Origin of the sequence: Devosia sp., from assembly GCF_035944845.1 — a bacterium.
Lineage (GTDB): Bacteria > Pseudomonadota > Alphaproteobacteria > Rhizobiales > Devosiaceae > Devosia_A.
The window spans coordinates 21,757-28,050 of the sequence record NZ_DASZAW010000102.1 but is presented as its reverse complement, the minus strand read 5'-3'; the positions used below and the strand labels follow the sequence as shown (position 1 = coordinate 28,050).

Genomic DNA, 6,294 nt, shown 5'->3' with positions numbered 1-6,294 from the left:
CTTTGCCACGATTAATGGTTACACGGGACCCTGAAGCGGGTCCCAGGGGCGGATTTTCTCTATGTTGACTGCATTTGACGTCGGCATCGGCGTTCTCGTCCTGATTTCGGCGATCCTGGCTACGGCCCGCGGATTCACGCGCGAAATCCTGTCATTGGCGACCTGGGCGGGCTCCGCGGCAATCGCCGCCTATGCCTATTTCAACCACAAGGACATCGCGCGCGGCTACATCGCCGAGCCGATCGTGGCTGACATCGTGACGGTGCTCGGCACCTTCATCGTGGCGCTGATCATTCTGCACCTCATCACCATGCGGATCGCCGATTTCGTCGTCGACAGCCGTATCGGGCCGCTAGACCGGACCCTCGGTTTCATCTTCGGCGTTGCCCGCGGCGTCCTGATCGCGGTGATCGTGGTGATCTTCGGGCTGTGGCTGATGCCCTCGAACCTGCCCTCGTGGGCGGCCGAGTCGCGCTCGCTGCCGATCCTTCGCAATTTCGGCGACAGCTTGATCGCGCTGTTGCCCCCCGATCTCGAGAAGCAGGTCACCGACATCCTGCAGCGCGGCGCCGGTGGCGGCACGGGCGAGGATGTGTCGCCCGACGACGTGCCGAACCCGGATGCCGACGTGCCGAACGATGAAGGCACCGACCAGCTCGAGAATGATGCGCCCCTGGAGCCGGCCGAGGGAGCCGCACCCAACGCCTGATGAAATTCGGGTGAGCGCATTGCATATTCGTGACCGGGACCGCATCTGCGGTCCCGTCTTGTTTGGCCCGACCTGAACCCGCAGAGGTGCCCGATGACCCTAAACGCCAAACCGATCGCGGAATGGGACCATGATACGCTGCGCGAGGAGTGCGGCGTGTTCGGCATCCTCGGCCATCCCGAGGCGGCAACCCTTACGGCGCTCGGCCTGCATGCGCTGCAGCACCGCGGCCAGGAAGCGGCGGGCATCGTCAGCTTCGACGGCAAGCAGTTCCATTCGGAGCGCCAGCTTGGCCTCGTCGGCGACCACTTCACCGATCCGGCGACCGTCCGACGCCTGCCGGGCCATCTCGCCATGGGCCATGTGCGCTACTCGACCACCGGCGAAACAATCCTGCGCAACGTGCAACCGCTGTTCGCCGAGCTCGAAGTCGGCGGCATTGCCATTGCGCATAACGGCAACTTCACCAACGGCCTGACGCTCAGGAAGCAACTGATCTCGCAGGGCGCCATCTGCCAGTCGACCTCGGATACCGAGGTGGTGCTGCACCTCATCGCCCGCTCCAAGAAGGTCGCTTCGTCCGATCGCTTCATCGACGCGCTGATGCACCTCGAGGGCGCCTTTGCGCTGGTGGCGATGACCCGCACCAAGCTGATCGGCGCGCGCGACGCCAACGGCATCCGCCCGCTGGTGCTGGGCGATCTCGACGGTAAACCGATCTTTGCGTCGGAAACTTGCGCGCTCGACATCATCGGCGCCAAGTTCGTGCGCGATGTCGAGAATGGCGAGGTGGTGATCTGCGAGACGCAGCCGGATGGCACCATCACCATCGACTCGGTGAAGCCGTTCGCGCCCCGCCCCGAGCGCATCTGCCTGTTCGAGTATGTCTACTTCGCCCGTCCCGACTCGATCGTCGCCGGCCGGCCGGTCTATTCGGCGCGCAAGCGCATGGGCATCAACCTGGCGAAGGAAGCCCCGGTCGAAGCCGACGTCGTGGTGCCGGTGCCCGATGGCGGCACGCCGGCGGCGATCGGCTATGCACAGGCGAGTGGCATCCCGTTCGAGCTCGGCATCATCCGCAACCACTATGTGGGCCGTACCTTCATCGAACCGACCCAATCGATCCGCGCCTTCGGAGTGAAGCTCAAGCACTCGGCCAACCGGGCCGAGATCGAAGGCAAGCGCGTGGTGCTGATCGACGACTCGATCGTGCGCGGCACCACCTCGGTGAAGATCGTGCAGATGATCCGCGATGCCGGCGCCCGCGAAGTGCATATCCGCGTCGCCTCGCCGATGATCTTCCACTCCGACTATTACGGCATCGATACGCCGGATCCGGAGAACCTCTTGGCCAACCAGCACCCCGACCTCGAATCGATGTGCAAGTTCATCGGCGCCGATTCCCTCGCGTTCCTCTCGATCGACGGGCTCTATGACGCGGTTGGCGGGGTGAAGCGCAACCCGCTGAGCCCGCAATTCACCGACCACCACTTTACCGGCGACTACCCCACCAAGCTCACCGACCTCAACGGCCGCAGCAAGAACGATCCCAAGACGCTGTCGCTGATGAAGGAAGCGAGCTGAGGCCCAGCGGGGCCTGTCACTCCGACGCTTCCTCAAGCTCGATGTCATCCCAGCGAAAGCTAAGCGAAAGCTGGGACCCAACTCACCGACTGCACGAGCTGATGCTTGGGTCCCAGCTTTCGCTGGGATGACACCGGAGTTGGGCCACGAACATGGACCTTCCGCCGCATTTCGAACGGAGATTCCCGCTTTCGCGGCAATGATGCGGTGGGTAGAAGAGCCAGCAGTCCAACGGAACCCTTTCGCATGACCAACTCCCTCGCCGGCAAAATCGTCCTCGTTACCGGCGCGTCGCGCGGCATTGGCTATCAGGCCGCGCTCGAGGCGGGGCGGCGCGGGGCGCATGTGATTGCGGTGGCGCGCACCATCGGCGGGCTCGAAGAGCTCGACGACGAGATCCAGCGGGCGGGCAGCAGCACCACGCTGGTGCCAATGGACCTTATGGATTTTGACGGCATCGACCGGCTCGGGCACGCGATCTTCGAGCGCTGGGGGCACCTCGATGGCTTCGTCGCCAATGCGGCGATGCTGAGCGAGTTGCGCCCGCTCGCCCATGTCGAGCCCAAGGAGTTCGACAAGCTGATGGGCCTCAACGTCACCGCCAATTATCGGCTGATCCGCTCACTCGACCTGCTGCTGCGCCAAGCGGTGGCTGGTCGCGTGGTGGTCGTCTCCTCGTCGTCGGCGCGTTCGGCACGCGCCAACTGGGGGCCCTATGCGGCGAGCAAGGCCGCAGTCGAGGCCCTGGCCAAGAGCTATGCGGCCGAAGTCGGCGGTATCACCCCGGTGCGGGTCAACGTGTTCTATCCGGGCGCCGTGCGCACAGCGATGCGGGCCAAGGCGATGCCGGGCGAGAACCCCGACACCCTGCCCCGGCCTCAAGCGCTGATGCCCAAGCTCATCGACATGATCGCACCCGAATTCACCGAGAACCGCATGCTGTTCGACTGGGAAAAGTCGGAACTGCGGCCGCTCTGAGGCATTTCACGATCAGGCCCGCCTTCCTGCGGAGGCGGGAACCCAGTGGGATCCCTCAGCCTCAGCGGGTGATGGAACATCCCACTAGGTTCCCGCCTGCGCGGGAATGACTCCGTGGGTGGGGGCACCCACGGAGCGCAACCGAAAGACCTAATTCAGTCGCGTCACCAGGATCTTGTCGATGCGGCGGCCGTCGAGGTCCAGCACCTCGAAGCGCCAGTGGCCGCGCTCGAAGGTTTCGCCCACGGCCGGCAGGTGATTGAGCTCGGCCAGCACGAAACCGGCGACGGTTTCGAACTTGGCATCCTTGGGGACTGGAACACCCAGGTGCGCCTGGAACTCGTCGACCTGCATCCAGCCCGAGACGAGGTAAGAGCCATCCTCACGGGTGACGTAAGCCTTCTCGTCGCCCTCCTCTTCCTGGAAGGCGCCGGTGATCGCCTCGAGGATGTCGCCCGGGGTGACGATGCCCTCGAAGTGGCCGTACTCGTCGAACACCAGCGCCATGTGCACCAGCGAACCGCGGATGGCCTTCAGCACGTCGAGCGCGCTCGAGCGATCCATCACCACGGGTGCCTGCTTCACCAGCGCGCGCATGTCGAGTGGCGCGGTTGAAAGCACGTTCTCGACCAGATCCTTGCGGACGATCACGCCGATGATCGAGTCCACGGCGCCATCCTGGACCGGCAGCACCGAGTGGCGGGTGGCGCGGAGCTTTTCGATCATCTCTTCCTGGGTTTCGCTCAGGTCGAGCAGTTCGACATCCAGGCGCGGCGTCATCAGGCCGCGGGCCGAACGGTCGGCAAGGCGCATGACGCCCGAGATCATGTGGCGCTCCTCGGTCTCGAGCACACCGGCGTGCTCGGCCTCGGCGATGAGGGTCTTCACCTCCTCATCGGTGACCCGCTCATCGGTCTCGCCGGCCTGGCCGAGGAGGCGCAGCACCAGCTTGCCCGAGATATCAAGCAGCCAGACCAGCGGCGCCGCGATCGAGGCGATGAAGGCCATCAGCGGCGCAACACGGGCCGCAACACCCTCGGAATCGCGCAGTGCGATCTGCTTGGGCACCAGTTCGCCGACGATCAGCGACAGATAGGTGATGATGATGACCACGATACCGACGCCGAGCGGCGCGGCGATCGAGGGATTGATACCGACGCCGATCAGGGTATCACCGAGGCGCTCGCCCAGCGTCGCGCCAGAGAAGGCGCCGGAGAGCACGCCGACGAGGGTGATGCCGATCTGCACCGAGGAAAGGAACTTGCCCGGGTCTTCCTGCAGCTTGAGCGCCACGGTGGCGCCGCGCTTGCCTTCGGCGGCGAGGACTTTGAGGCGCGCCGGGCGGGACGAAACTACCGCCAGTTCGCTCATTGCGAGAAGACCGTTGACCAGCGTCAGGACGGCGACAATCAGAATTTCGAGGAACAATGTCGTTTCAAGGTTGCGGCCCCGCACTCAGCATCGGGTCGCTTGGAAGGCAGAAACTATAAGAGAGTGAGTAGCGAATTGCGAGTAGCGAATGCGGCCGGATGAGCCTGCTATTCGTCATTCGCCATTCCCTACTCGCCCTTCTTGTCGAACGGGTTCTTGCCGCCGCGCACCCACAGCCGGATCGGCGTGCCGGGCATGTCGAAGGCGTCGCGCAGGCCGTTGACCAGGTAGCGCTGGTAGGCATGCGGCAGCGCCTCGGGACGGGAAGCGAAGAGGATGAAGCTCGGCGGCCGGATCTTGGCCTGGGTCATGTAGCGCAGCTTCAGCCGGCGTCCTGAAACGGCCGGCGGCGGGTGACTTTCGGTCATGCCGCTCAGCCAGCGGTTGAGCCGCGCCGTCGAGACATGGCTGTTCCACTTGCGCTCGATGGCGAAGATCGCCTGCATCAGCTTATCGATATTGCGTCCCTGCAGGCCCGAGATGGTGACCAGCGGGATGCCCTTGAGCTGCGGCAGGTAGCGCTCGCACTGCTCGCGCAACTCGGCGAGCTTGGCGTTCTTGTCTTCGATGGTGTCCCACTTGTTGACCGCGATCACCAGGGCGCGGCCTTCGCGCTCGACCAGATCGGCCAGCGTCAGGTCCTGCTTTTCGAACGGGATCTGCGCATCGAGCAGCAGCACCACCACTTCGGCATACTGGATCGAACGCAGGGAGTCGCTCACCGCCAGCTTTTCGAGCTTCTGTTCGATGCGCGCCTTGCGGCGCATGCCTGCGGTATCGACGAGGTTGATGGTTCGCCCATCGTACTCCCAGGGCACCAGGATGGAATCGCGGGTGATGCCGGCTTCCGGCCCGGTCAGCAGGCGGTCTTCGCCGACCATGCGGTTGATCAGCGTCGATTTGCCGGCGTTCGGGCGACCGATGATCGCCACGTTGAGATGGCGCTTGGGATCCCAGCGCTTGACCGGCCCGTCCTCGGTCGAGCCGTCATCCTCAGGCAGGTCGACATCGACTTCGGGCATCACGGCCAGTGTCGGCGCCTCGGCCTCGGCCTTCTCGGCGGCGGCGTCCACGGCTTTCGACACGATGGCGTGGAGGTCGGCGAGGCCAAGCCCGTGCTCGGCGGAGAGCGCCACCGGCTCGCCGAAACCCAGGTTGTAGGCCTCGAGCAGCCCCGGATCGGCCGCCCTGCCCTCGGCCTTGTTGCCGATCAGGTGCACATCCTTGCCGGCGCGGCGCAACACCTGGGCAAAGCGCTCGTCCAGCGGCGTGACGCCGGCCTTGGCATCGATCATGAACAGGATGACGTCGGCATCGCGGATGGCGATCTCGGTCTGCTGGCGCATCCGGTCTTCCAGCGAGCCGTCGGTCTTGTCTTCGTAGCCGGCGGTATCGAGCACCTTGAAGCGCAGGTCGCCGATGCGACCCTCGGCCTCACGGCGATCGCGGGTGACGCCCGGCGTATCGTCGACGAGCGCGATCTTCCGCCCGACCAGACGGTTGAACAGCGTCGACTTGCCGACATTGGGACGGCCGACAATGGCGACGGTAACGGTCAAGCGAGACCCCAGTACTTAGAGCCGGACGCGAAC

General features: G+C 64.9%; 5 protein-coding genes. 3 read left to right on the top strand and 2 right to left on the bottom strand.

Features of this window, described 5'->3' with window-relative positions:
- Positions 1-61 precede the first annotated feature (61 nt).
- The 3 genes from VGV07_RS20085 (at position 62) to VGV07_RS20075 (ending at position 3,271) form a co-directional block, all read left to right on the top strand.
- Positions 62-709 (top strand): CvpA family protein, encoded by a 648-nt coding sequence (locus VGV07_RS20085; protein WP_326870508.1) that lies wholly within the window; start codon positions 62-64, stop codon positions 707-709.
- A gap of 93 nt (positions 710-802) precedes the next feature.
- The gene (purF, locus tag VGV07_RS20080; protein ID WP_326870507.1) at positions 803-2,293 is read left to right on the top strand and encodes an amidophosphoribosyltransferase; all 1,491 of its coding nucleotides are present in this window, start codon (positions 803-805) and stop codon (positions 2,291-2,293) included.
- 246 nt (positions 2,294-2,539) lie between these two features.
- Positions 2,540-3,271, top strand: a complete 732-nt coding sequence (locus VGV07_RS20075) for an SDR family NAD(P)-dependent oxidoreductase (protein ID WP_326870506.1) — start codon at positions 2,540-2,542, stop codon at positions 3,269-3,271.
- A gap of 150 nt (positions 3,272-3,421) precedes the next feature.
- Here the strand turns inward: VGV07_RS20075 and VGV07_RS20070 are convergent, their stop codons facing one another.
- Complete coding sequence (locus VGV07_RS20070; protein WP_326870510.1) at positions 3,422-4,684, bottom strand: hemolysin family protein; 1,263 nt, start codon at positions 4,682-4,684, stop codon at positions 3,422-3,424.
- 146 nt (positions 4,685-4,830) lie between these two features.
- The gene (gene der, locus VGV07_RS20065) at positions 4,831-6,261 is read right to left on the bottom strand and encodes a ribosome biogenesis GTPase Der (protein WP_326870505.1); all 1,431 of its coding nucleotides are present in this window, start codon (positions 6,259-6,261) and stop codon (positions 4,831-4,833) included.
- Between the last annotated feature and the right edge of the window lie 33 nt (positions 6,262-6,294).